The organism is Pseudomonas sp. NPDC090752, from assembly GCF_055584805.1.
In genome coordinates this window covers 21387-46783 of the sequence record NZ_JBVJLI010000022.1, presented here as the reverse complement: position 1 = coordinate 46783, position 25397 = coordinate 21387, and the positions used below count along the sequence as shown (strand labels likewise).

22 protein-coding genes and 2 tRNA genes are annotated in these 25397 nt (G+C 60.5%); 4 read left to right on the top strand and 20 right to left on the bottom strand.

Annotated features, from left to right (window positions below; translation table 11 throughout):
* Together ACZ6YA_RS23190 and ACZ6YA_RS23185 are read left to right on the top strand one after the other, a co-directional pair.
* A complete protein-coding gene (locus ACZ6YA_RS23190; protein ID WP_465899785.1) occupies positions 1–870 on the top strand; it encodes an oxygenase MpaB family protein in 870 nt (289 codons plus the stop codon).
* A 78-nt stretch (positions 871–948) separates the two neighbouring features.
* A complete protein-coding gene (locus tag ACZ6YA_RS23185; protein ID WP_465899783.1) occupies positions 949–3885 on the top strand; it encodes a DUF748 domain-containing protein in 2937 nt (978 codons plus the stop codon).
* Positions 3886–3975: 90 nt separating this feature from the next.
* Here ACZ6YA_RS23185 and ACZ6YA_RS23180 read toward each other — a convergent pair whose 3' ends face one another.
* Positions 3976–4389 carry a VOC family protein gene (locus ACZ6YA_RS23180; RefSeq protein ID WP_465899781.1) on the bottom strand — a complete coding sequence of 138 codons (414 nt, stop codon included), beginning with the start codon at positions 4387–4389 and terminating at the stop codon, positions 3976–3978.
* A gap of 60 nt (positions 4390–4449) precedes the next feature.
* On the opposite strand from ACZ6YA_RS23180, the gene ACZ6YA_RS23175 reads away from it, so the two are divergent.
* Positions 4450–4752 (top strand): heme-binding protein, encoded by a 303-nt coding sequence (locus ACZ6YA_RS23175; RefSeq protein ID WP_465899780.1) that lies wholly within the window; start codon positions 4450–4452, stop codon positions 4750–4752.
* 79 nt (positions 4753–4831) lie between these two features.
* Here the strand turns inward: ACZ6YA_RS23175 and ACZ6YA_RS23170 are convergent, their stop codons facing one another.
* The 16 genes from ACZ6YA_RS23170 to rlmE all read right to left on the bottom strand — a co-directional run bounded on the left by ACZ6YA_RS23170 (position 4832) and on the right by rlmE (position 20788).
* Positions 4832–5182 (bottom strand): BON domain-containing protein, encoded by a 351-nt coding sequence (locus ACZ6YA_RS23170; RefSeq protein ID WP_465899778.1) that lies wholly within the window; start codon positions 5180–5182, stop codon positions 4832–4834.
* A 267-nt stretch (positions 5183–5449) separates the two neighbouring features.
* On the bottom strand, positions 5450–7555 hold the full coding sequence (pnp, locus tag ACZ6YA_RS23165; protein WP_465899776.1) for a polyribonucleotide nucleotidyltransferase: 2106 nt from the start codon (positions 7553–7555) through the stop codon (positions 5450–5452).
* Positions 7556–7804: 249 nt separating this feature from the next.
* The gene (gene rpsO / locus ACZ6YA_RS23160) at positions 7805–8074 is read right to left on the bottom strand and encodes a 30S ribosomal protein S15 (RefSeq protein ID WP_016489163.1); all 270 of its coding nucleotides are present in this window, start codon (positions 8072–8074) and stop codon (positions 7805–7807) included.
* Between the two features lie 146 nt (positions 8075–8220).
* On the bottom strand, positions 8221–9138 hold the full coding sequence (truB, locus tag ACZ6YA_RS23155; protein ID WP_465899773.1) for a tRNA pseudouridine(55) synthase TruB: 918 nt from the start codon (positions 9136–9138) through the stop codon (positions 8221–8223).
* A 3-nt stretch (positions 9139–9141) separates the two neighbouring features.
* Positions 9142–9540 carry a 30S ribosome-binding factor RbfA gene (rbfA, locus tag ACZ6YA_RS23150; RefSeq protein WP_465899771.1) on the bottom strand — a complete coding sequence of 133 codons (399 nt, stop codon included), beginning with the start codon at positions 9538–9540 and terminating at the stop codon, positions 9142–9144.
* 116 nt (positions 9541–9656) lie between these two features.
* Positions 9657–12179 carry a translation initiation factor IF-2 gene (infB, locus tag ACZ6YA_RS23145; RefSeq protein ID WP_465899769.1) on the bottom strand — a complete coding sequence of 841 codons (2523 nt, stop codon included), beginning with the start codon at positions 12177–12179 and terminating at the stop codon, positions 9657–9659.
* A gap of 27 nt (positions 12180–12206) precedes the next feature.
* Positions 12207–13688 (bottom strand): transcription termination factor NusA, encoded by a 1482-nt coding sequence (gene nusA, locus ACZ6YA_RS23140; protein ID WP_465899767.1) that lies wholly within the window; start codon positions 13686–13688, stop codon positions 12207–12209.
* 59 nt (positions 13689–13747) lie between these two features.
* Entirely contained in the window at positions 13748–14206 is a 459-nt protein-coding gene (rimP, locus tag ACZ6YA_RS23135; RefSeq protein ID WP_033702568.1) for a ribosome maturation factor RimP, read from the bottom strand.
* 130 nt (positions 14207–14336) lie between these two features.
* A tRNA-Met gene (locus tag ACZ6YA_RS23130) sits at positions 14337–14413 on the bottom strand.
* Between the two features lie 98 nt (positions 14414–14511).
* Positions 14512–14597: transfer RNA gene (locus ACZ6YA_RS23125), tRNA-Leu, on the bottom strand.
* Between the two features lie 20 nt (positions 14598–14617).
* Positions 14618–15010 carry a preprotein translocase subunit SecG gene (gene secG, locus ACZ6YA_RS23120; RefSeq protein ID WP_400798488.1) on the bottom strand — a complete coding sequence of 131 codons (393 nt, stop codon included), beginning with the start codon at positions 15008–15010 and terminating at the stop codon, positions 14618–14620.
* 4 nt (positions 15011–15014) lie between these two features.
* Complete coding sequence (gene tpiA, locus ACZ6YA_RS23115; RefSeq protein WP_465899765.1) at positions 15015–15770, bottom strand: triose-phosphate isomerase; 756 nt, start codon at positions 15768–15770, stop codon at positions 15015–15017.
* A 66-nt stretch (positions 15771–15836) separates the two neighbouring features.
* Positions 15837–17177 (bottom strand): phosphoglucosamine mutase, encoded by a 1341-nt coding sequence (gene glmM, locus ACZ6YA_RS23110; RefSeq protein WP_465899763.1) that lies wholly within the window; start codon positions 17175–17177, stop codon positions 15837–15839.
* Positions 17178–17193: 16 nt separating this feature from the next.
* Positions 17194–18045, bottom strand: a complete 852-nt coding sequence (gene folP / locus ACZ6YA_RS23105; RefSeq protein ID WP_465899762.1) for a dihydropteroate synthase — start codon at positions 18043–18045, stop codon at positions 17194–17196.
* An 8-nt stretch (positions 18046–18053) separates the two neighbouring features.
* A complete protein-coding gene (gene ftsH, locus ACZ6YA_RS23100) occupies positions 18054–19958 on the bottom strand; it encodes an ATP-dependent zinc metalloprotease FtsH (protein WP_159408802.1) in 1905 nt (634 codons plus the stop codon).
* 203 nt (positions 19959–20161) lie between these two features.
* A complete protein-coding gene (gene rlmE, locus ACZ6YA_RS23095; protein ID WP_465899759.1) occupies positions 20162–20788 on the bottom strand; it encodes a 23S rRNA (uridine(2552)-2'-O)-methyltransferase RlmE in 627 nt (208 codons plus the stop codon).
* 102 nt (positions 20789–20890) lie between these two features.
* On the opposite strand from rlmE, the gene yhbY reads away from it, so the two are divergent.
* The gene (yhbY, locus tag ACZ6YA_RS23090; RefSeq protein WP_403135419.1) at positions 20891–21199 is read left to right on the top strand and encodes a ribosome assembly RNA-binding protein YhbY; all 309 of its coding nucleotides are present in this window, start codon (positions 20891–20893) and stop codon (positions 21197–21199) included.
* A 12-nt stretch (positions 21200–21211) separates the two neighbouring features.
* On the opposite strand, the gene ACZ6YA_RS23085 is transcribed toward yhbY, so the two are convergent.
* Genes ACZ6YA_RS23085 through carB form a run of 3 tightly spaced genes read right to left on the bottom strand, consistent with a single transcriptional unit; the run spans position 21212 to position 25339 of the window.
* Positions 21212–21661: an MFS transporter gene (locus tag ACZ6YA_RS23085; protein ID WP_465899757.1), complete on the bottom strand. Its 450-nt coding sequence runs from the start codon at positions 21659–21661 to the stop codon at positions 21212–21214.
* The gene (greA, locus tag ACZ6YA_RS23080; RefSeq protein WP_465899755.1) at positions 21639–22121 is read right to left on the bottom strand and encodes a transcription elongation factor GreA; all 483 of its coding nucleotides are present in this window, start codon (positions 22119–22121) and stop codon (positions 21639–21641) included. Before greA ends, ACZ6YA_RS23085 begins: the two co-directional genes overlap by 23 nt.
* On the bottom strand, positions 22118–25339 hold the full coding sequence (gene carB / locus ACZ6YA_RS23075) for a carbamoyl-phosphate synthase large subunit (RefSeq protein ID WP_465899753.1): 3222 nt from the start codon (positions 25337–25339) through the stop codon (positions 22118–22120). Before carB ends, greA begins: the two co-directional genes overlap by 4 nt.
* Positions 25340–25397 lie beyond the last annotated feature (58 nt).

Genomic DNA, 25397 nt, shown 5'->3' with positions numbered 1-25397 from the left:
ATGGAAGCCTTACGCCGCCGTATCGAAACCCAGGTCATGAGCCTCACCGGGCTGGCCCTCGGCCAGCTCGACCTGGAGTCTCCCAAAGGTGACCCCGGGCTGTTCGGCCCCCACAGCATCAGCTGGCGCGTGCATGGCGACTTCCCCAGCATGCTGGTTGGCGGTATCAGCGCGTTGATGCTGCAAGTGCTGCACCCACTGGCGCTGGCGGGCGTGTGGGACCATTCCAATTTTCGCCAGGACCTGCTCGGCCGCCTGCGGCGCACCAGCCAGTTCATTTCCGGTACCACCTTCGGTTCGACCCGCGATGCCGAGTGGTTGATCGAAAAAGTCCGCACCATTCACCTGCAGGTGACCGGGACCGGCCCGGACGGCCGCCCCTATGCCGCCAGCGACCCTGATCTGCTGACCTGGGTACACGTGGCCGAAGTCAGCAGTTTCCTGGCAGCCCACCTGCGCTATCGCGACCCGCAGCTGTCACGCGCCGATCAGGACGCCTACTACGACGAGATCGCCCTGATCGCCGAACGCCTGGGTGCTCGCGATGTACCGCGCTCGTGCAAACAGGTCGAGGACTACCTGCAACGCATGCGACCACGATTGCACTGCGATGCGCGCAGCCTGGAGGTGGTCGAAATCCTGCTCCAAGCCCCTGCCCCGAGCCGCCTTGCAGAACCGGTAGGCAAACTGATGCTCAACGCCGGCATCGACCTGCTTCCCACGTGGGCTCAGGACATGCTCGGCCTGCACCAGGGCCCGCTGCAGCAGCGCATGATCCGCATGGGCCTCAAACGCACGGCGCCGGTATTGCGCTGGGCCATGCGCGACGGCTCGGCGCATCGGGCCAAGCGGCGCATGGGCATCGAGTGAGGGCAATTGTTCCCCCCGGCGGAACCGATTTAACCTGCCATACTCCAAGCACTCCGGCTTAGACAGACGAAGCGACACATGTACAAAGGATTGACTCGCGCCCTCGGCGCCCTGCTGGCTCTCGTGGCCCTCTACAACCTGCTTGGCTTCCTTATCCTTCCCGGTGTCGGCCTGCGCATCGCCAACCAGCAGCTTGCGCAGTACGCCAGCGTACCGGCGCACCTGCAGCGTATCGAACTCAACCCGTTCAGCCTCGAACTGACCCTGTGGGGCCTGCAGATCGGTAAGCCAGGCAAGGAACAGGTTGGCTTCGAACGGCTATACGCTAATCTGGCGCTGGACAGCCTGTGGACCGGGGCGCTGCACCTGACCGCCGTAGAGCTCGACAAACCGCGCAACGAAGTGCTGTTCGCCAAGGACGGCACGCTCAACCTCACCCAGCTGTTCAAACTGCCGCCCAGCGAAGCCAATCCCGACGAGGCGCCCAGCGACCCGTTCCCGCTGCGCATTGGCAGCATCAAGCTCAAAGGCGGCTACCTGCACTTCGAGGACCAGCGCCCGAGCGAACCGATCGTCTTCCTTTACGACGACATGAACCTGGAACTGAAGAACCTCAGCACCTTGCCGGATGACAATGCCGACATGACGCTGGTGGCCAACGGCCCCAATGGCGGGCGCATCGACTGGAGCGGCACCCTGAGCTTGTCACCAGTCGCTTCAGAGGGCACGTTGAAGGTCACTGACGGCAAGATGAAGGCGTTCTGGCCCTACGTCCGGGATGCCGTGCCGCTGGTGCTGGAAGACGGTGTGATCAACCTCGACACCCACTACAAGCTCAACCTCTCCAAAACCACCGAACTGTTGCTGGACCAGACCTCGGTGCGTGTCGCGCCGTTCGCCATCAAAGCGCCGGATGGCCGCCAGCTGGCACGTCTGGAAAGCCTTGAAGTCAGCGAGACTTCAATAGACCTCGCCAAGCAACTGGTCACCGTTGGCAAGATCCGCAGCGAGAAGCTGGAGACTTGGGCAGCCCTGGAACAGGACGGCCAGCTCGATTGGCAAAAGCTGTTCGCCAGCCAGCCGGCCAAGGCCACGCCGAAAGAGAAGCAAGAACCCGCAGCTGCCGAGCCTACGCCTGAAGAACAGGCCGCCAGGGAGCCAAGCAAACCCTGGCAAGTGCTGCTCAAGGACGTGCAACTGCGCAACTACCAGGTGCATCTGGCCGACCGTAGCCAGAAAGAGCCGGTAGCGCTGGACGTCGGCCCGTTGAATCTGGACCTGCAGGGTTTCGACAGCCTCAACCAGTCGCCTTTCACGCTCAAACTCGACACCGGCGTTGGCAAGCAGGGCAAGATGCAGGCAGCCGGTGAAGTCAACCTGGCGCCGGTCACCGCCAAACTGGACGTCAGCACACGCGACATCGACCTGCGTGTCGCCCAGGCTTACATCAGCCCATTCATTCGCCTGGAGCTGCGCAGCGGCATGCTTGCCAGTGACCTCAAGGTCGACTTGAAGAGCACCGAGCCACTGGCCTTTACCGTGGCTGGCAAAGCGCAGGTCAACCAATTGCACACCCTGGACACCATCAAGGACCGCGATTTCGTCAAATGGCAGCAGGTGAATGTGGATGGTCTGTCCTACGTACACGGCGATGCCCTGTCGATCGACAAGGTGACCCTGCTGCAGCCCTATGCCCGCTTCATCATCAACGAAGACCGCACCACCAACGTCGATGACCTGCTGATCCCGCAGCCCGCCGACGCGCCCGCTGCCAGCAAGGCCAAGCCGGCCAGCACCACCGGCAGCAAGCCGCTGGGCATCCGCATCGGCCAGATCAACATCAATGACGGCTCGGCCAACTTCGCCGACCTCACCCTGACGCCGAACTTCGCCACTGCGGTGCAACAGCTCAACGGCCAGATCGGCACCATCGACAACCGCAAACCAGCGCCGGCAAAGGTGGATATCAAGGGCAAGGTGGACCGTTACGCCCCGGTCACCATCAAAGGCGCGCTCAATCCGTTCAACCCAATGGCCAGCCTGGATATCGCCACCAGCTTCAAGCGCGTCGAACTGACCACGCTGACCCCCTACTCCGGCAAGTTCGCCGGCTACCGCATCCGCAAGGGCCGCCTCAACCTCGACCTGCATTACCTGATCACCAATGGTCAGCTAAAGGCCGAGAACAAGCTGGTGGTCGAGCAGCTGCAACTGGGTGAAAAGGTCGACAGCCCGGATGCTGTCGACCTGCCGATTCGCCTGGCGGTTGCGCTGCTCAAGGACACCGAAGGCAAGATTTCCATCGAGCTACCCGTGACCGGGGACCTCAACAACCCGCAATTCAGCGTCATGCCGATCGTCTGGCAGACCCTGCGCAACCTGGTACTGCGCGCCGCGCAGGCGCCGTTCAAGTTCATCGGTGGGCTGATCGCTGGTGGTGGCTCGGAAGATCTCGGCAACATCTCGTTCGCTGCGGGTTCCAGCGAGCTCAGCGGCGATGCGCAGTCGGCCCTGGACAAGCTCGCCTCGGCCCTCAAGGAACGCCCGGAACTGCGCCTGGAGATCGAAGGCACCAGCGCCCAGAGCAGCGATGGGCCGCTGATCGCCCAGCAGCGCCTGGAGCGCGAATACCAGGCCACCTGGTACAAGATCCTGCAACGCCGTGGCGACAAGGTGCCGGCCAACGCCTCGATGCTGGTGGTCGACGACAGCGACAAACCGGCCATGCTCGAAGGCATCTACCGGACCCGCCTGAAGCAGCAGCCGCCGGCGCAATGGAAAGAGCTGAGCGGCGATGAGCGCGCCACCAAGCTGCGTGAGGCGGTGATCAAATCGTGGGCCGAGAGCGCGCCGTTGCTGCGTACCTTGGGCCAGGAACGGGCCAGCAGTATCAAGGATTATCTGGTCGACAAGGGCAAGCTGGAAGATGACCGGGTGTACTTCATTGACACAACGCTGGGGCAGGCTGAGAAAGATGGTCGGGTGATTACGCCGATGCATCTGGATGCTGAGTGAGCCAGTAGCGGCCTCTTCGCGGGACAAGCCCGCTCCCACAGGTATTCCACATGTGGGAGCGGGCTTGTCCCGCGAAGAGGCCGCACTGGCTCAAACCAACCGCTGTCCCGAAATCGCCGGGTGATACAGCGGCTGCACCTTGTTCCCCGCCGGGTCCAGCAAATGGAAACTCCGTGCCCCATCTCCATGATTGAAAGGCCGATCGAGCAAGGTCACCCCACGCGCCTTGAAGTACTGGTACCACGCTTCCAGCTCTTCCACGCTATCGACGATGAACCCATAGTGATCCAACGTCTGCAGCCCATTTGCAGCCCCTGCCCCGCGCCCCAGCGACAGGTTGTCGTTGCCACAGGTCAGATAAACAAGATCCTCATTGGCCCGGTTCAACACCTCCATGCCCATCACCTCGACATAGAAGCGCTCGCACTCCTCAAGGTTGGGCACCAACAGGGCGATATGGCGCAGGCCATTCAGGCGACCCGGGCGTGCTGGTAATTCAGACATTGGCGCGACTCCATTTTTGTATACAATTCCAGATAGAATTTAAAACAAAAGGAACGCCTTGTGTACAGTCTGTTTATCAAGACGCGTGTCAAGCCAGGTTGCGCCGAACAATTTCTCACCGCCATCAAAGTCAATGCCGCTGCTTCCGTGGCCACCGAACCGGGATGCCTGGTGTTCGATGTGTCACAAGACCGGGCCGATCCGGAGGTGATCTACCTTTATGAGATCTACCGTGACGACGAGGCCTACGAAGCGCATACGCGTACGGCGCACTTCCGCGACAGCCGCCCACTGGTGGAACCTCTGGTTGCCGAGCAGGAATACTTCGAAAGCGACGTCATCGCCCGCAATCCGGTGGTTTGATCACCCATGAAAAAGCCCTGACCGAAGCCAGGGCTTTTGAAGAACGGTGGCCAAATCCGTTTGGCCGACGGGACAATCCTTATTCGGCTTTCAGGCCGTCAGCCGAAACGGCTTTCACACCTTTGATCTTCTTGGTGATGGCAACAGCCATCTCTTTCTGCGAATCGGTTACAGCGGTGGTCGACGACAGCGACACCACGCCTTTGTTGGTTTCTACCTTGATGTCGGAGCCTGGGATGCCTTTCTCGGTCAGCAGGTCCGCTTTAACCTTGGTGGTGATCCAGGTATCGGAAGTGGCTTCCTTGGCTTCAGTCACCTCACCGGCCGCGAGCGTCATTGGGGCCTGGGTGGACTGCTGGGCGAATGCCGCGTTAGCCATGGTCAGGGTCAGAGCGGTAGCAGTAGCGGCAGCAATGGCGAACTTCTTCATGTGGGTCACTCCTGTTTATTCGAAAGGTCTGCGCCGTTAGTCCTGGCGGCAGGTATGAAGGTAGTTGCATGGGCTGTGCCAGCTTTTCCGCTTCGCTTGTTTCCTTATAAATCAATGACTTAAGCGAATACCAACGATACGCCAGTCGTGCAATTTGCAACCTGCGGTTTAAATCTGCGTGCAAGATGCAAGCGTGCAAAAGGTTCCGCCCAGGCAATAAAAAAGGGCCCCATCAAGGGGCCCTCTTCCTACAGCTTTATCAGTCGTTTAGACGCCCGAGGCCTTGGCCGCGGCAACGTCTTTGATCGACAGCTTGATACGGCCGCGGTTGTCCACGTCCAGTACCAGCACTTCTACTTCCTGACCTTCTTTCAGAATGTCGGTGACCTTCTCTACGCGCGCATCGCTGAGCATGGAGATGTGCACCAGACCGTCTTTGCCCGGCAGGATGTTGACGAAGGCGCCGAAGTCGACGATACGCTCGACCTTGCCCACGTAGATCTTGCCAATCTCGGCCTCGGCGGTGATACCCAGTACGCGCTGACGTGCAGCTTCTGCAGCTTCCTTGGTTTCGCCGAAGATCTTGATCGAGCCGTCGTCTTCGATGTCGATCGAAGCCTTGGTTTCTTCGCAGATGGCGCGGATGGTGGCGCCGCCTTTGCCGATGACGTCACGGATCTTGTCGGTGTCGATCTTCATCGCGATCATGGTCGGTGCGTTGGCCGACAGCTCGGTACGCGACTGGCCGATGATCTGGTTCATCTGGCCGAGGATGTTCAGGCGCGCTTCCAGGGCCTGGCCCAGGGCGATTTCCATGATCTCTTCGGTGATGCCGTTGATCTTGATGTCCATCTGCAGTGCGGTAACGCCTTTGGCGGTACCGGCAACTTTGAAGTCCATGTCGCCCAGGTGGTCTTCGTCACCGAGGATGTCAGTCAGGATGGCGAACTTCTCGCCTTCCTTGACCAGACCCATGGCGATACCGGCAACCGGTGCCTTCATCGGTACACCGGCGTCCATCAGGGCCAGGGAAGCACCGCAGACCGAAGCCATGGAGCTGGAACCGTTGGATTCGGTGATTTCCGAAACCACGCGGATGGTGTACGGGAACACGTCAGCGGCAGGCAGCATGGCCTGGACCGAGCGGCGGGCCAGACGGCCGTGACCGATTTCGCGACGGCCAGCACCGCCCATGCGGCCACACTCGCCTACCGAGAACGGTGGGAAGTTGTAGTGCAGCATGAAGGGGTCTTTCTTCTCGCCTTCGAGGGTGTCCAGCAGCTGTGCGTCACGCGCAGTACCCAGGGTCGCGACGACCAGGGCCTGGGTTTCGCCACGGGTGAACAGCGCCGAACCGTGAGTTTTCGGCAGCACGCCGACTTCGATGTTCAGCGGGCGCACAGTCTTGGTGTCACGACCATCGATACGCGGCTTGCCGTTGACGATGTTTTCGCGAACGGTGCGGTATTCGATCTCGCCGAAGATTTCTTTCACTTCGCCGGCCGAAGCCTGGCCTTCTTCACCGGAGAACTTGGCGATCGCCTGATCGCGCAGCTCGCCCAATCGCGCGTAGCGGTCGGCCTTGACGGTGATGGTGTAACCCTGCGAAACGCCTTCGCCGAATTCGGCACGAATGGCGTTGAACAGTTCGGTATTGGCAACGGCGGGTTTCCAGTCCCAGGTCGGCTTGGCAGCTTCGGCAGCCAGCTCTTTGACAGCCTGGATAACGGCCTGGAATTCGTCGTGGGCGAACAATACGGCGCCCAGCATCTGGTCTTCGGTCAGCTCTTTGGCTTCCGACTCAACCATCAGCACGGCGTCGGCGGTACCGGCAACGACCATGTCCAGGCTCGAGGCAGCCAGTTGCTCGTAGGTCGGGTTCAGCAGGTAGCCGGTGCTTTCGTGGAAGGCAACGCGGGCAGCGCCGATCGGGCCTTCGAAAGGAATGCCGGAGATCGCCAGGGCAGCCGAGGTACCGATCATCGCAGCGATGTCCGGATCGGTTTTCTTGCTGGTGGAAACGACGGTGCAGACAACCTGCACTTCGTTCATGAAACCTTCAGGGAACAGCGGGCGGATCGGACGGTCGATCAGGCGCGAAGTCAGGGTTTCTTTTTCGGATGGGCGGCCTTCGCGTTTGAAGAAGCCACCTGGAATCTTGCCTGCGGCGTAGGTCTTTTCCTGGTAGTGCACGGACAGCGGGAAGAAGCCTTTGCTCGGGTCGGCATGCTTGGCACCGACCACGGTCACCAGCACGGTGACATCGTTGTCGACGGTGACCAGCACGGCGCCGGAGGCCTGACGGGCGATGCGGCCCGTTTCGAGCGTAACGGTCGATTGACCGAACTGGAATTTCTTGATTACCGGGTTCACGGTTTCCTACCTTCTTCAGTGGCTCTGGGGGAACTGGTTTCTTGCGAATTCTTGGGCAGAACAGGGAATCGGCCCCGTTGACCGTCCAGATACAACACGAGGCTGGGAGCCTGGCGCCAAGCGGAAAATCCGCTCAGCACTGCCAGGCTGCCAACCTCGAAGATACGCGTGGCGTGTCCGACGCAAGTGCTGCAAAGCAGCCCCTGCGAAGCCTGCGACACGCCATGCACACCACTGACCAGGCCGCTATTAGCGACGCAGGCCCAGGCGACCGATCAGGGCGCTGTAACGAGTGGTGTCTTTGCCCTTCAGGTAGTCCAGCAGCTTACGACGCTGGTTAACCATGCGGATCAGGCCACGACGCGAGTGGTGGTCTTTACCGTTGGCCTTGAAGTGGCCTTGCAGCTTGTTGATGTTCGCGGTCAGCAGAGCAACCTGAACTTCCGGGCTACCAGTGTCGCCAGCAGCTTGCTGGTAGTCGGTAACGATTTGAGCTTTTTCTTCAACGCTGAGGGCCATGAGGCTTCTCCTGATAACGGAACCCGCGAACGGGTCCAATAGGCCAGGGACAAATCCCTGTATTGATAAGAAAGGTGTGACCGTGCCTACTGACAGCCACCCTTGTATCCGCAGGCCCGAACCGAAGCCCTGACCTGCGGGTTCGGTCATTCCGACCGAATCAGTCGACGCGGCGCAATGCGCCCGTCTTCGCTCACTTCACCGATACCGATGAAGCGACCGTTGTGATCCTGTACCCGGACCATGCCGAATTGCGGCGCGTCTGGGGCGCGTACTGCCTGGCCATGCAGCCAGTAGAACGCGCTGTGTTCGGACAGGCCAACCATCGGCCAATCCTGCAGGCCACTGTCGGAAGGCATCAGGAAGCGGTCAAGCGCTTCGTTGCCACCTTCGGCGTGAGCCTGTTCAAGTTCTTCCAGGGTTACGGTCTGGGCCAGCTCGAAGGGCCCGGCATGGGTCCTGCGCAGCTCGGCAACATAGGCGCCACAGCCAAGAGCCTCGCCGATATCCTCCACCAGGGTGCGGATATAGGTGCCTTTGCTGCAACCTACGCTCAGCCGTGCACGGGTGCCTTCGCACTCGAGCAACTCCAAGCGGCCAATAGTAACAGAACGCGGCTCGCGCTCCACTACCTCTCCTGCACGTGCCAGTTTGTAAAGCGGCTGGCCATCACGCTTGAGCGCCGAGTACATCGGTGGAATCTGGCTGATCGGGCCGCGAAAACGTGGCAGCAGCGCCTCGATATCGGCACGACCAACGGTCACCTCACGGGTCTGCAGGACCTCGCCTTCAGCGTCGGCAGTGTTGGTAGTCTGCCCCAGCTGCATGACGGTTTCGTAACCTTTGTCGGAATCGAGCAAGTACTGCGAGAACTTGGTCGCCTCACCAAAGCACAGCGGCAGTACACCGGTGGCCAGCGGGTCGAGGCTGCCGGTGTGGCCGGCCTTTTCCGCGTTCAGCAACCAGCGGACTTTCTGCAAGGCGGCGTTGGAGGTAAACCCCAGTGGCTTGTCGAGCAGGATGATGCCGCTGACATTGCGGCGGATACGTTTGACCTGGGCCACCGCTTACTCCTTGGTGTCCGGCTCGTCGCCACCCTGGTGCAGGCGGTCTTCGGCCACTGCACGCTCGATCAGCGCCGACAGGTGAACACCACGGCTGACGCTTTCATCGAAGTGGAAGTGCAGTTGCGGCACGCTGCGCAGTTGCATCGAGCGGCCCAGGTGCAGGCGCAGGAAGCTGGCGGCGCTGTTCAACGCCTTGAGCGACTGCTTCACCGCGTCCGGCGTTTCTTCACCCATCACGGTGATGAAGACCTTGGCATGGCCCAGGTCACGGCTGACGTCCACGGCGGTGATGGTCACCAGGCCGACGCGTGGGTCTTTGACTTCACGGCGAATCAGCTCTGCCAGCTCGCGCTGCATCTGATCACCGATACGTTGGGTACGGCTGTATTCTTTGGCCATTCTTGCTACCTGTAACTTAAAGCGGCAAACGCCCGGTCAGGCTGATGCCTGACCGGGCGCTACCTACTGAGGCGCTGCCCACCGCCCTGCGGCGGGGGCTGGCGCCATGCCCGCCCTTAAAGGGTACGAGCAACCTGGACTTTCTCGAAGACTTCGATCTTGTCGCCGACCTTGACGTCGTTGTAGCTCTTGACGCCAATACCGCACTCCATGCCCGAACGCACTTCGGAAGCGTCGTCCTTGAAGCGACGCAGCGATTCCAGCTCGCCTTCGAAGATCACAACGTCGTCGCGCAGTACGCGGATCGGACGGTTGCGGTACACGGTGCCCTCGATGACCATACAGCCAGCGATGGCGCCGAACTTCGGCGAACGGAACACGTCACGGACTTCGGCGACACCCAGGATGTTCTCGCGAACATCGCTGCCGAGCATGCCGGTCAGAGCTTTCTTGACGTCTTCGATGATGTCGTAGATCACGTTGTAGTAACGCATATCCAGACCTTCCTGCTCGACGATCTTGCGCGCACCAGCATCGGCACGCACGTTGAAGCCGAACAGCACCGCGTTGGACGCCAGCGCCAGGTTGGCATCGCTCTCGGTGATACCACCGACGCCGCCACCGATCACGCGAACCTGTACTTCATCGTTGCCCAGGCCGCCGAGCGAGCCGTTCAACGCTTCCAGGGAGCCACGTACATCGGTCTTGAGCACGATGTTGAGGGTCTTCTTCTCTTCCTGACCCATGGTCTCGAAGATGTTTTCCAGCTTGCCGGCGTGTGCACGTGCCAGCTTGACCTCGCGGTACTTGCCTTGACGGAACAGGGCAACTTCGCGGGCTTTCTTCTCGTCGGCAACCACGGACAGCTCGTCACCGGCTTCCGGAGTACCGTCGAGGCCGAGGATCTCGACCGGGATCGACGGGCCGGCTTCCTTCACAGGCTTGCCGTTCTCGTCGAGCATGGCACGTACGCGGCCATAGTTGGAACCGCACAGGACCATGTCGCCCTGACGCAGGGTACCGTCCTGAACCAGGATGGTCGCCACTGGGCCACGACCCTTGTCCAGGCGCGATTCGACGACCACACCACGACCTGGAGCGGTCGGCGTAGCGGTCAGTTCGAGTACTTCGGCCTGCAGCAATACGGCTTCAAGCAGCTCGTCGACACCGGTACCCATCTTCGCCGAAACCTTGACGAACGGCGTGTCACCACCCCATTCCTCGGAAGTCACGCCTTCGACGGACAGCTCGTTACGGATGCGATCGAGGTCGGCACCCGGCTTGTCGATCTTGTTCACTGCAACGACCAGCGGGACGCCAGCTGCCTTGGCATGCTGAACGGCTTCACGGGTCTGCGGCATCACGCCGTCGTCCGCCGCCACCACCAGGATGACGATGTCGGTCGCCTTGGCACCACGGGCACGCATCTGAGTGAACGCAGCGTGGCCCGGGGTATCGAGGAAGGTGACCATGCCACGGTCGGTTTCCACGTGGTAAGCACCGATGTGCTGGGTGATACCACCGGCTTCGCCAGCGGCAACCTTGGCACGGCGGATGTAGTCGAGCAGCGAGGTCTTGCCATGGTCAACGTGACCCATGACGGTAACGACCGGCGCACGCGATTCGGCTTGGCCTTCGAACTTCAGCGATTCGGCCAGGGAATCTTCCAGGGCGGTATCGCTGACCAGGGTGACCTTGTGACCCAGCTCTTCTGCGATCAGCTGAGCGGTTTCCTGGTCGAGCACCTGGTTGATGGTGACCGGAGTACCCATCTTGAACATGAACTTGACCACTTCAGCGCCCTTGACGGACATCTGGTTGGCCAGCTCGGAGACGGTGATGGTCTCGCCGATGGTCACGTCACGGATGACAGGGCCAGTCGGGTTCTGGAAGCCATGCTGGTTGCGCTTCTTCAGCTTGCCCTTGCCACCACGACCGCGACGAGCGCCATCGCTCTCTTCGTCGGTAGTGCGCGGAGCGGCACGTGGAGTCGGCGCCTTTTCCTTCTCCTTGACTTTGACCTTGATCGACACACGCGGGGCCTCACCGCGACGACGGTCGTCATCGCGAGTGCGGCTTTCGTTGCGACGGGTCTCGTCCTTCTTGCGCTCTGCGGCACGGGCAGCGGCGTCTTCCGACGCAGGAGCGTCGGCGACTACTGGAGCCGGGGCAGCGGCAGGGGCCGGGGCAGCCTTGGCAACCGGCGCAGGTGCAGCAGTTTCGGTCGACTGGCGACGGGCCTGCTCTTCGTTGCGCTGGCGCACTTCAGCGTCGACCTTGTCGCGCGCGGCATTTTCAGCCGCGCGGCGTTCGTCCTGCTCACGCTTCTGCTCAGCCTGGATTTCTTCCGGGCTGCGCTGAACGAAAACTTTCTTCTTGCGTACTTCTACGCTGATGCTTTTGCTACCGGCGACACGCAGGGTGCTGGTGGTCTTGCGCTGCAAGGTAATCTTGCGCGGCTCTTCCGCCTTGCTCTTGTGGCTGCTCTTCAAATGAGTCAGCAGCGTCTGCTTCTCATTGTCGGTCACTACCTGACCGGCGTCGGTGTGCGGCAGACCTGCCTCACGCATCTGCTGCAGCAGGCGCTCAACCGGTGCCTCGACCTCTTGGGCCAGTTCTTTCACCGTGACTTGCGTCATGCACTTCTCTCCTCAGGCCGCGCCTAATTACTCGAACCAGTGGGCTCGGGCGGCCATGATCAACTTGCCGGCACGCTCTTCGTCGATGCCGTCGATGTCGAGCAGGTCGTCAATCGACTGCTCGGCCAGGTCTTCGCGGTTAACCACGCCGCGCACCGCCAGTTCCGCCGCCAGGTCCTTGTCCATGCCCTCAAGGGAGAGCAGGTCTTCGGCCGGATGGGCGTCTGCCAGTTTTTCTTCGGTAGCGATGGCCTTGGTCAACAAACGGTCCTTGGCTCGAGCGCGGAGCTCATTGACGATTTCTTCGTCAAAGCCATCGATGTTGAGCATTTCTTCCAACGGTACGTAGGCAATTTCTTCGAGGCTGGTAAAGCCTTCGTCGACCAGCACTTGGGCCAGCTCCTCGTCGACTTCCAGTTCATCGATGAAATTGCGCAGGATGTCACCGGTTTCTGCCTGCTGCTTGGCCTGGATGTCCTTTTCGGTCATCACGTTCAGGGTCCAGCCAGTCAGCTGACTGGCCAGGCGAACGTTCTGACCGCCACGGCCAATGGCCTGGGCCAGGTTGTCCTCGGCAACTGCGATGTCCATTGCATGGGCATCTTCATCAACGATGATCGCCGCGACTTCAGCCGGCGACATGGCGTTGATGACAAATTGCGCCGGGTTATCGTCCCACAGGACGATATCCACACGCTCACCACCCAACTCCCCGGATACGGCCTGGACGCGCGAACCACGCATGCCGATACAGGCACCTTGCGGGTCGATGCGCTTGTCCTTGGAGCGGACGGCGATCTTGGCACGCGAACCCGGATCACGGGAGGCGGCCATGACTTCGATGAGGCCTTCGGCGATTTCCGGCACTTCGATGCGGAACAGCTCGATCAGCATCTGTGGCGCGGTGCGCGACAGGATCAGCTGTGGACCACGGTTCTCGGTGCGGATCTCCTTGAGCAGCGCACGCAGGCGCACGCCAACCCGGAAGGTCTCACGTGGAATGATGTCTTCGCGGGCCAGCAGCGCCTCGGCGTTGTTGCCCAGGTCGACGATGACGTTGTCGCGAGTGACCTTTTTGACGGTGCCGGAGATGATCTCGCCAACGCGTTCGCGGTAGGCGTCGACCACCTGGGCGCGCTCGGCCTCACGGACCTTTTGCACGATGACCTGCTTGGCGGTCTGGGCGGCAATACGACCGAACTCGATGGACTCGATCTTTTCTTCGATCACATCACCGACTTTCGCTTCCGGGTGAGTGTCCTTGATCTTGTCCAGCCAGGTTTCGATCGCCGGATCGTCCAGGTCGTTCTCGTCGACCACGGTCCAGCGACGGAACGTCTCGTAGCTACCGGTGTGGCGGTTGATTTCCACACGCAGATCGACTTCGTCTTCAAAACGTTTTTTGGTTGCAGTAGCCAGGGCCACTTCCAGCGCTTCGAAAATGACGCCGGGCGGTACACCTTTTTCGTTGGATACCGATTCAACAACCAGCAGTACTTCTTTGCTCATCGTACGCCTCGCCTTGCGCAAGCCATTGGGCCCGGATAGTCCGCCGGGCCCGGCACGTCTCAGTCAAAACTGGGAATAATATTGGCCTTGTCGATCGAGTCGATCGGCAACAGGAACTCTTGATCGTCCACTTGGACCACCACATCCTGCTCCTCCACACCGCGGAGAAGGCCCTGGAAGTTACGACGACCCTCGAAGGGTGAGCGCAGCTTGATCTTCACTTGTTCGCCGGCATGCGAGGCAAACTGTTCAAGCGTGAACAGCGGGCGTTCCATGCCAGGAGAAGAAACCTCTAGGGTATATTCAGAGCTGATCGGATCTTCCACATCGAGAACGCTGCTGACCTGACGGCTGACTTCAGCGCAGTCGTCCACCAGAATCCCGCCTTCCTTGTCGATGTAGACACGTAATACCGAATGCTTGCCCTGGGAGACGAATTCGATCCCCCAGCATTCGAAGCCCAGCCCCGTGACCACCGGGGCCAACAAGGCCTGCAACTGTTCTAGCTTGCTCGACACCTGAACCCCCTCGTGCATGCTGTGCAAATGAAAAATGGGCGAAGCGCCCATCCCTGAAAGCGCCGTTGGACAACGACGCCGAAAACTGTTCGGCTAGCAAAAAGCCCCTGAAAAGGGGCTCCGCTGAAGCTGGTTGCGGGGGCTGGATTTGAACCAACGACCTTCGGGTTATGAGCCCGACGAGCTACCAAGCTGCTCCACCCCGCGACAAAGCTGGGGCGAAAGTATAAGACCGAACCCGTCGCTGGGTCAATCCAACCTCCACCTGCAAGAAAGCCCGCTAAAGCGGGCTCTCAAGCTTTAATTGGTACCGAGAAGGGGACTCGAACCCCTACACCCTATGGGCACAACCACCTCAAGGTTGCGTGTCTACCAATTCCACCACCTCGGCAATACTACATTTGAAACCCGTTACTTCTGCTCTTCTGCCGGAGGAGGTACATCACCAGAGTTGGTGGTTTCACTCTTCTGCTGCTGGAGCACCGGTACATCATCATTGACTGCCGGCTTCTGCTCTTTCACTTCCAATACTGCGGGATCTGGAAGACCTGCTTGGCTAAGCTGGTGAGCTTGTTGCTTCGCGAAGTATCCTAACCCAAGTGCTGTCAAAAAGAAAGTGGCAGCGAGTATTGCAGTGAATTTACTTAGGAAGGTTGCAGAGCCTTGGCTCCCGAACACAGTATTAGAAGCACCTGCGCCGAAAGATGCACCTGCTTCCGCACCCTTACCCTGTTGCAACAGTACCAGCACTACAAGCGACAGCGCTGCCAACAGATGAAAAACAACGATGACTGTTTCCAGCATTTGTTCAGTTTCCTGCGGCGCGACAAATTGCACCGAATTCGTCTGCGTTCAGGGATGCTCCACCAATGAGCCCCCCATCGATATCCGGCATGCCGAACAGTTCGGCCGCATTGGCCGCCTTCACGCTACCGCCGTAGAGAAGCTGCACGTTTTCTGCAACTTCGGCGTCTTCGGCCGCCAACTGCGCCCGAATGGCAGCATGCACATCCTGAGCTTGTTGAGGCGAAGCCGTCAAACCTGTGCCAATGGCCCAAACCGGCTCATAAGCAATAACCGCATTGGCAAAAGCCTTAACACCGAACGCGTCGATGATACTGCTTAGTTGACGCCCGACAACTTCGAGCGTCTTGCCTGCCTCGCGCTCTTCAAGGGTTTCCCCTACACAGAGCACCGGCATTAAACCACTAAGTTGAGCGGCTGCAAACTTGTCTTTCAGCACTTCCTCACTTTCACCAATGATTTGGCGGCGCTCGGAGTGGCCAATCAACACCAACTTGCAACCTGCTTCAACCAGCTGACTCGGCGCAACTTCACCGGTCAACGCGCCCTGCTCGGGCTGTACCGCAGAATTCTGTGCTCCGACAGTGATCCCCTTGCCTTGCAGCCCATCAACAACCTGATTGATGAACAGCGCCGGCGGAAACACCGCGACTTCAACACCGTTTGGCACAGGCATATTGCCCAGGCCCTGGATCAGCTCAGCGACGCTGGCGCGGGTACCGTGCATCTTCCAGTTACCAGCTACCATGGGGCGACGCATGCTTTACCTCGTCGGTCAAAGTGGGCGCAGATCTTACCCAACACGATCTGCGCTGGCAAGCCCAATTCAGATACAAACTTCAGCGACCAGCTTGGCCAGGGCTTCGGCGTGCCCGCGCACCTGATTTTCGTCGTCGCCTTCGACCATCACCCTCACCAACGGCTCGGTGCCGGACTTGCGCAACAGCACGCGCCCACGTCCTGCCATGTCCTCGGTCGCCTTGGCACTGGCCTCCTTGACCGCCGGGTGCTCCAGCGGGTCGACCTTGCTCGCGCCGAAGCGCACGTTGATCAGCACCTGCGGGCACTTGCGCAGGGCCTGACGGGCCTGCGCCAGGGTTTCACCGCGACGCCTCAGGGCCAGCAGCACTTGCAGCGCGGCGATGATCGCGTCACCGGTGGTGGTGTGGTTGCAGCACACGACATGCCCGGAATTTTCGCCACCCACCAGCCAGTTGCGTTCAAGCAGTTCAGCCATGACGTAACGGTCGCCGACCTTGGCTCGCACGAACGGAATTTCCAGGTCCTTGAGCGCCAGTTCCAGGCCCAGGTTGCTCATCAGCGTGCCGACCACACCGCCCTGCAGCTTGCCCCGCTCGTGCAGGTCACGGGCGATGATGAACAGCAACTCGTCACCGTCGACAATGGTGCCGGTATGGTCGACCATCAGAACCCGGTCACCATCGCCATCGAACGCGATGCCTAGATCGGCGTGCCCCACCAGCACAGCGGCCTGCAGCGACTCGATATGGGTCGAACCGCAGTTTTCGTTGATGTTCAGGCCATCGGGCTGCGCATGCAGCACCGTGACGTCGGCGCCCAGCTCGCGGAATACGCTTGGCGCAACCTTGTACGTTGCGCCATGGGCGCAATCGACCACCAGCTTGAGGCCCTCGAAGCTGGTGCTGGTAGGCACGCTGCTCTTGCAGAATTCAATGTAACGACCCGCGGCATCGTTGATGCGCGAAACCTTGCCCAGCTTGCTCGAATCGACCACCGTCATCGGTTGATCAAGCAGCTCCTCGATCATCAGCTCGATCTCATCCGGCAGCTTGGTGCCCTGGCCCGAGAAGAACTTGATGCCATTGTCATCGTGCGGGTTGTGCGACGCGCTGATGACGATCCCTGCCTCGGCATGGAAGGTGCGGGTCAGGTAGGCGATGGCTGGGGTCGGCATCGGCCCGAGCAGCATCACGTCAGCACCTGCGGCGGACAAGCCAGCTTCGAGTGCGGACTCGAACATGTAACCGGAAATGCGCGTGTCCTTGCCCACCAGCACGCGGCAGTTACCCTGCTTGCGGAAGGCCATGCCCGCCGCCCATCCCAGTTTCAGCATGAAGTCAGGAGTGATCGGGTATTCGCCGACGCGGCCACGAATGCCGTCGGTACCAAAATATTTTCTGCTCATAGGCACTCCAATGTTCTTATTCGGCGCTCTGTACCGCGGCGATCATGCGCACGACATCAGCGGTTTCGGCCACATCATGGACGCGCAAGATGCTTGCACCCTTGGTCATGGCCAATGCCGCCAGCGCCAGGCTGCCGTACAGTCGCTCACCGACCGGACGATCCAACGTCAGGCCGATCATGCTCTTGCGCGAGACACCCACCAGCAGTGGGCGCCCGAGGCGATAGAGCGCTTCCATGTGTTTGAACAGGCTCAGGTTGTGCGCCAAGGTCTTGGCGAACCCGAAGCCTGGGTCGAGAACGATCCGCTCGGCACCAATGCCCGCTGCTGCGCAGGCGGCCATCCGCTGTTCAAGATAGCGTGTTACATCAACGGTTACATCTTCGTAGTGCGGATCGTCCTGCATATTGCCCGGCTCACCACGCATATGCATCAGACACACTGGCAGACCGGTATCGGCTGCAGCATCCAGCGCACCATCGCGCTCCAGGGCGCGTACGTCGTTGATCAGGCCGGCTCCCAGCCGGGCCGATTCGCGCATGACCGCAGGCGTTGAAGTATCGACCGAGATAACGACATCGAGGCGGCTGTTGATGGCTTCCACCATCGGTGCCACGCGCTCAAGCTCCTCGGTCACTGACACCGCCCGCGCACCAGGGCGCGTCGACTCGCCCCCAATGTCGATCAATGTCGCACCCGCCGCGACCATCGCTTCGGCATGGCGCAGCGCCTCGTCGCGCTGACTGAAGCGCCCGCCGTCGGAGAAGGAATCAGGGGTGATATTGAGGATGCCCATGACATGGGTACGGGACAAATCAAGAACCCGGCTGCCGCAAGGCAACCGGGTTGGGTACAGCTTGGAGCTCATAGATGCCCTTAGTGTTGAGCCGCTGGGCCGCCAATCGGCGATTCTGGACGATCATTCTGGGCAGCAGGCGTGCCCGAATCCTTGTCGTCATCCCAGTCGCGCGGTTCGCGTGGCGTACGACCCGCCATGATGTCATCGATCTGATCGGCATCAATGGTCTCGTACTTCATCAGCGCTTCGGTCATCGCTTCGAGTTTATCGCGGTTGTCGATCAGCAGCTGCTTGGCCGTGGCATAGCACTGGTCGATGATGCTGCGCACTTCGGAGTCGATCAGCTTGGCAGTCTCGCCAGACACACTGGCGTGCTGGCTGCCAGCACTACGGCCGAGGAATACCTCACCCTCCTCTTCTGCATACATCAGCGGGCCGAGCTTCTCGGACAGGCCCCACTTGGTGACCATGTTCCGGGCAATCTGGCTGGCGCGCATGATGTCGTTGGAGGCGCCGGTGGTAACACCGTCGAAGCCCAGGGTCATTTCTTCGGCGATACGGCCACCGTACAGCGAGCAGATCTGGCTGATCAGCGCACGCTTGGACAGGCTATAGCGATCTTCCTCGGGCAGGAACATGGTCACACCCAGGGCGCGGCCACGCGGAATGATCGAAACCTTGTAGACCGGGTCGTGCTCAGGCACCAGGCGGCCGACGATGGCGTGACCGGCCTCGTGATAGGCGGTGTTTTTCTTTTCTTTCTCGGACATGACCATGGTCTTGCGCTCTGCGCCCATCATGATCTTGTCTTTGGCCAGTTCGAATTCTTTCATCTCGACCAGGCGCTTGTTGGAGCGTGCGGCAAACAGCGAAGCTTCGTTGACCAGGTTGGCCAGGTCGGCGCCGGAGAAGCCAGGGGTACCACGAGCAATGACCGCCGGATTGACGTTCTCGCCCACCGGCACCTTGCGCATGTGCACCTTGAGGATCTGCTCACGGCCACGGATGTCCGGCAGGCCAACCACAACCTGGCGGTCGAAGCGGCCCGGGCGGAGCAGCGCCGGGTCGAGCACGTCAGGGCGGTTGGTAGCGGCGATGACGATGATGCCATCGTTCATTTCAAAGCCGTCCATCTCTACCAGCAGCTGGTTGAGGGTCTGCTCACGCTCGTCGTGACCGCCGCCCATGCCGGCGCCACGGTGGCGACCGACGGCGTCGATTTCGTCGATGAAGATGATGCACGGTGCGTGCTTTTTGGCCTGCTCGAACATGTCGCGTACACGGCTTGCACCGACACCGACGAACATTTCGACGAAGTCCGAACCGGAAATGGTGAAGAACGGCACCTTGGCTTCACCGGCGATGGCCTTGGCCAGCAAGGTTTTACCGGTACCCGGTGGGCCGACCATCAGCACGCCACGCGGGATGCGGCCACCCAGGCGCTGGAACTTGCCCGGATCGCGCAGGAATTCGACCAGTTCGCCGACCTCTTCCTTGGCTTCGTCGCAACCTGCAACGTCGGCCAGGGTAGTCTTGACCTGGTCTTCGGACAGCAGGCGCGCCTTGCTCTTGCCGAAGCTCATCGGCCCGCCCTTGCCGCCTGCGCCGCCTTGCATCTGGCGCATGAAGAACATGAATACGGCGATGATCACCAGGATCGGGAAGCTCGCCACCAGCAGCTGAGTCCAGATGCTCTGCTGCTCAGGCTGCTTGCCTTCGACCACGACGTGATTGTCGACCAGGTCGCCGATCAGGCCATTGTCGGTGATGGCCGGGCGGACGGTCTTGAAGTTGTCGCCGTCGGCGCGCTTACCGGTAATGATGTAGCCATCGACGGTCACACGCTCGACCTTGCCATCCTTGACCTGCTGGATGAAGTCGGAGTAGTTGAGGGTCTGCGGCTCGTTAGGGCTGGAGAAGTTGTTCATCACTGTCACCAGGACAGCTGCGATGATCAACCACAGGATCAGATTCTTTGCCATGTCGTTCAATTCGCTACCCTCTGAGGCCGGCGCACGACGCAGCCGTGCCTCGCATGATATTCATCGCCCTAACTTACTACATTACCTACGCATCCGCAGGCACCGTCTGTAACCCTTTGTGAAACCTAGACTACACGAAGTTCGGACGATCCAGACGGGACTGCCGATTGGAAATAACTATCGGCCACCCCGTAGCACGCCGTTTACATGCCTTTGAAGCCCTTGCCCAACAGGTACTGTTCGCGCGAGCGATCACGCGAAGAGGTCGGCTTGCGCATCTGCACCTTGTCGAACTTGCTGCGTACGTCCTTCAGGTATTGGTCGAAACCTTCCCCCTGGAAGATCTTGATCAGGAAATTCCCACCTGGCTTGAGCACTCGCGTCGCCAGATCCAGAGCCAATTCGCAGAGGAACATGGCACGCGGCATGTCCACTTCAGGCGTACCACTCATATTGGGGGCCATATCGGAAATCACAAGGTCTACGTGTGAATCACCGACCGCCTGCAGAATCTGCTGCAGTACTTCATCCTGGGTGAAGTCGCCCTGGATGAAGTTCACGTCCGGGATCGAGTCCATTTCAAGGATGTCCGAAGCGATCAGACGCCCCTGACCACCAATCAGACGACTGGTCACCTGCGACCAGCCACCTGGCGCTGCACCGAGGTCGATCACGCTCATGCCCGGGCGGATCAGCCGGTCCTTCTCCTGGATCTCCAGCAGTTTATAGCTGGCGCGCGAACGGTAGCCGTCCTTCTGCGCCTGCTTCACGAAAGGGTCGTTAAAATGCTCTCTCAGCCAGTTCTGGCTGCTTTTGGAAGGTTTTGCCACGGGGCACCTCGATGATATGCGTCGTGATTGACTGGGCGGAGCCGGTGGCCCTCGGGTAAAATGCCGGTCAATTTTACAGAATCAGACGGAAAGGGTCAGATTATGCCGCTCAATAACGAGCAGAAGAAGCAATACAAGTCCATTGGTCATGACCTGAAGCCGGTCCTGATCGTTGCTGGCAACGGTTTGAATGAAGGCGTGATCGGCGAACTGGAGCGCGCCCTGGTCGACCATGAGCTGATCAAGGTCGAAATTCGTTCGGAAGATCGCGAAGAGCGCGCCGAAACCATCGCAGCGCTGTGCAAGGCTGGCCGCGCCGAGCTGGTGCAGACCATCGGCAAAAAAGCGCTGATCTATCGCAAGAACCCACAGCCGAACAAGCAGCTGTCCAACATCCACCGCTACAAGTAAGGGTGGAGCCGATCAGTGGCGCGCCTTGCGCGCCCTGACCGGTACCGGCTGGGCCACCAGCACGATGCCGGAAAAACCCAACACCAGGAAACAGAACATCTGCCAGCGCTCGCCAACCGAGATGCCGTAGCGCAGCGTGTAATAACTGATGCAGGCAGCAAAGCCGAGCAGCAGCATCTGGCCGCGAAACTGCCGCCACCAGGCCGCCAGACCCTCCACCCTCGCCAACACTGCCAGCTGGGTCAGCAACCCCAACAACGCCACGCCAATCAACCAGCGGTCGATCTGCCCGGCGATGTCCTGCACTAGTAAAGGTGCCAGGCCACTGACCTTGAGCGCAGGCACCAACCCCACATGGAACACCCACAGGCCCCCGACCCAGAATACCTGGGCCAGTTGCCAGAGGATCCCCTCAAGGGATGGCGCCCGCAGGCGCCGGTCAGATGTGCTGGACTTCGACAATCTCGTACTCGACCGAACCGCTTGGCGTCTTGATGACGACGACGTCGCCTTCTTCCTTGCCGATGATCGCACGGGCGATAGGCGCGCTGCTCGAAAGCTTGCCTTTCTTCACGTCGGCTTCATCTTCGCCAACGATCTGGTATTTCACTCGCTCGTCGGTCTCGGTGTTGGCCAGCTCCACGGTGGTTCCGAAGATGACCTTGCCGGTATGGGCAATAGTGGTCACGTCGATCACCACCGAGTTCTGCAGACGGCCTTCGATATCACGGATACGCGCCTCGACCATGCCTTGCTCTTCACGAGCGGCATGGTATTCGGCGTTTTCCTTGAGGTCGCCCAGCTCACGCGCTTCGCCGATCGCCTGGCTCAGGCGCGGGCGCTCGGTCTTGCTCAGGAACAGGTGCTCCTCTTCCAGGGCGCGAGCGCCCTGGACGGTCATCGGGTACTTGGTAATGCTCATGCTTTGAGTCCTGCATGCAGATCCTGCAAGCGACGAACGGTCTTTTCAGGGCCGAATTTCAACGCTTCGCAGATGGCTTCACCGGCCGCAATGGTCGTGGTGCAGTAGATCTTGTGCTGCAGCGCATTGCGACGAATCGAGTAGGAATCGGCGATCGACTGGCGACCTTCGGTGGTGTTGATGATCAACGACACTTCGTCGTTCTTGATCATGTCGACCACGTGCGGGCGACCTTCGGTCACTTTGTTCACGCGGCGCACTTTCAGGCCGGCCGCCTCGATCACCTTGGCGGTACCCGCAGTAGCAACCACTTCGAAGCCCAGGGCGATCAGGTCGCGGGCAACGCCGGCCACTTGCGGCTTGTCGTCGTCACGCACGCTGATGAACGCCGTACCGCCGGTCGGCAGTACTTCGCTGGCACCCATCTGGGCCTTGGCGAACGCTTCACCGAAGCTGTCGCCGACACCCATGACTTCACCGGTGGATTTCATCTCAGGGCCGAGGATCGGGTCAACCCCTGGGAACTTGGCGAACGGGAAGACGGCTTCCTTGACGCTGTAGAAGTTCGGGATGATTTCTTGGGTAAAGCCGATTTCTTTGAGAGTTTTACCCGCCATGACGCGGGCAGCGATCATCGCCAGCGAGGTGCCGATGCACTTGGACACGAACGGCACGGTACGCGAGGCACGCGGGTTGACTTCGATCACGTAGATCTTGTCGCCCTGCAGGGCCAGCTGCACGTTCATCAGGCCGACAACGCCCAGCTCCAGGGCCATTTTCTTGACTTGGTCGCGAACCTGGTCCTGGACGTCCTTGCTCAGCGAGTAAGGCGGCAGCGAGCACGCCGAGTCGCCGGAGTGAACACCGGCCTGTTCGATGTGCTGCATGATCGCGCCGATCACCACGTCGGTGCCGTCGCAGACCGCATCCACGTCCATCTCGATGGCGCAGTTGAGGAAGTGGTCGAGCAGTACCGGGCTGTCGTTGGACACTTGCACGGCTTCACGCAGGTAGCGCTTGAGTTCGTCCAGCTCGTAGACGATCTCCATGGCACGGCCGCCCAGTACGTAGGACGGGCGCACCACCAGCGGGTAACCGATGCCACCGGCAGCCCGGATGGCTTCGTCTTCGCTGCGCACGGTAGCGTTTGGCGGCTGCAGCAGGTTCAGGCGCTGAACCATCTGCTGGAAGCGCTCACGGTCTTCGGCTCGGTCGATGGCGTCCGGGCTGGTACCGATGATCGGTACGCCGGCTTCTTCCAGGGCGCGCGCCAGTTTCAGCGGGGTCTGGCCGCCGTAGTGGACGATGACACCCTTCGGCTTCTCGACGCGGCAGACTTCCAGCACGTCTTCCAGGGTCAGCGGCTCGAAGTACAGGCGGTCGGAGGTGTCGTAGTCGGTGGAAACGGTTTCCGGGTTGCAGTTGACCATGATGGTCTCGTAACCGTCTTCACGCAGTGCCAATGCGGCGTGTACGCAGCAGTAGTCGAACTCGATGCCCTGACCGATACGGTTGGGGCCGCCACCCAGGATCATGATCTTGTCGCGGGTCGACGGGTTGGCCTCGCACTCTTCCTCGTAGGTGGAGTACAGGTAGGCGGTGTCGGTGGCGAACTCGGCGGCGCAGGTGTCGACGCGCTTGTAGACTGGGAACACTTCCAGTTTGTGGCGATGACGGCGCAGGTTCTTGTCGGTGATACCGAGCAGAACGGCCAGGCGCTGGTCAGAGAAGCCCTTGCGCTTGAGGCGCAGCATCATGGCCTTGTCGATGGCCGACAGGGCCAGGGTCTTGACCTTCTCTTCTTCCTTGATCAGATCTTCCATCTGCACCAGGAACCACATGTCGATGCCGGTCAGGGCGAAGATCTCTTCGCAGGTCATGCCCGAACGCATGGCGTCGGCCACGTACCAGATACGCTCGGCGCCCGGCACGGTCAGCTCGCGCTTGAGGATGCTGGCAGCCTCGGGGCTGGCCAGGTCGACTTTCGGGTCCAGGCCGCAGGCACCGACTTCCAGGCCGCGCAGGGCTTTCTGCAGGGACTCCTGGAAGGTACGGCCGATGGCCATGACCTCACCGACAGATTTCATCTGGGTGGTCAGGCGGGCGTCGGCTTTCGGGAATTTTTCGAAGGCGAAGCGCGGCAGCTTGGTGACGACGTAGTCGATCGATGGCTCGAAGGACGCCGGGGTGCGGCCGCCGGTGATGTCGTTCTGCAGCTCATCCAGGGTGTAACCAATGGCCAGCTTGGCGGCGATCTTGGCGATCGGGAAGCCGGTGGCCTTGGATGCCAGGGCGGACGAACGCGAAACGCGCGGGTTCATCTCGATGACGACCATGCGGCCGGTGTCCGGGCAAATGCCGAACTGCACGTTGGAACCGCCGGTTTCAACACCGATTTCACGCAGCACCGCCAGCGAGGCGTTGCGCATGATCTGGTATTCCTTGTCGGTCAGGGTCTGCGCCGGGGCAACGGTGATCGAGTCGCCGGTGTGCACGCCCATCGGGTCGAAGTTTTCGATCGAGCAGACGATGATGCAGTTGTCCTTTTTGTCGCGGACCACTTCCATCTCGTACTCTTTCCAACCGATCAGCGATTCGTCGATCAGCAGCTCTTTGGTCGGCGACAGGTCCAGACCACGGGTGCAGATTTCTTCGAACTCTTCACGGTTGTAAGCGATACCGCCACCGGTGCCGCCCATGGTGAACGACGGGCGAATGATGCACGGGAAGCCGAGCTTCTCAAGGACCGCATTGGCCTCTTCCATGCTGTGGGCGATACCGGAGCGCGGGCACTCCAGGCCGATGTCCTTCATCGCCTTGTCGAAGCGCGAACGGTCTTCGGCCTTGTCGATGGTGTCGGCGTTGGCGCCGATCATTTCGACGCCGAACTTCTCCAGCACGCCATGGCGCTCCAGGTCCAGGGCGCAGTTCAGTGCGGTCTGGCCACCCATGGTCGGCAACACCGCGTCTGGGCGCTCTTTCTCGATGATCTTGGCCACCGACTGCCACTTGATTGGCTCGATGTAGGTAGCGTCGGCCATGGCCGGGTCGGTCATGATGGTGGCTGGGTTGGAGTTCACCAGGATGACGCGGAAACCTTCCTCGCGCAGGGCTTTGCAAGCCTGGGCGCCGGAGTAGTCGAATTCACAGGCCTGGCCGATCACGATCGGGCCAGCGCCGAGAATCAGGATGCTTTTGATGTCTGTACGTTTTGGCATGGTTGTCACTCAAATCCGCGGGTCAGTCGGCAAGCCGTCTTGAACAATCTGGGTCAGG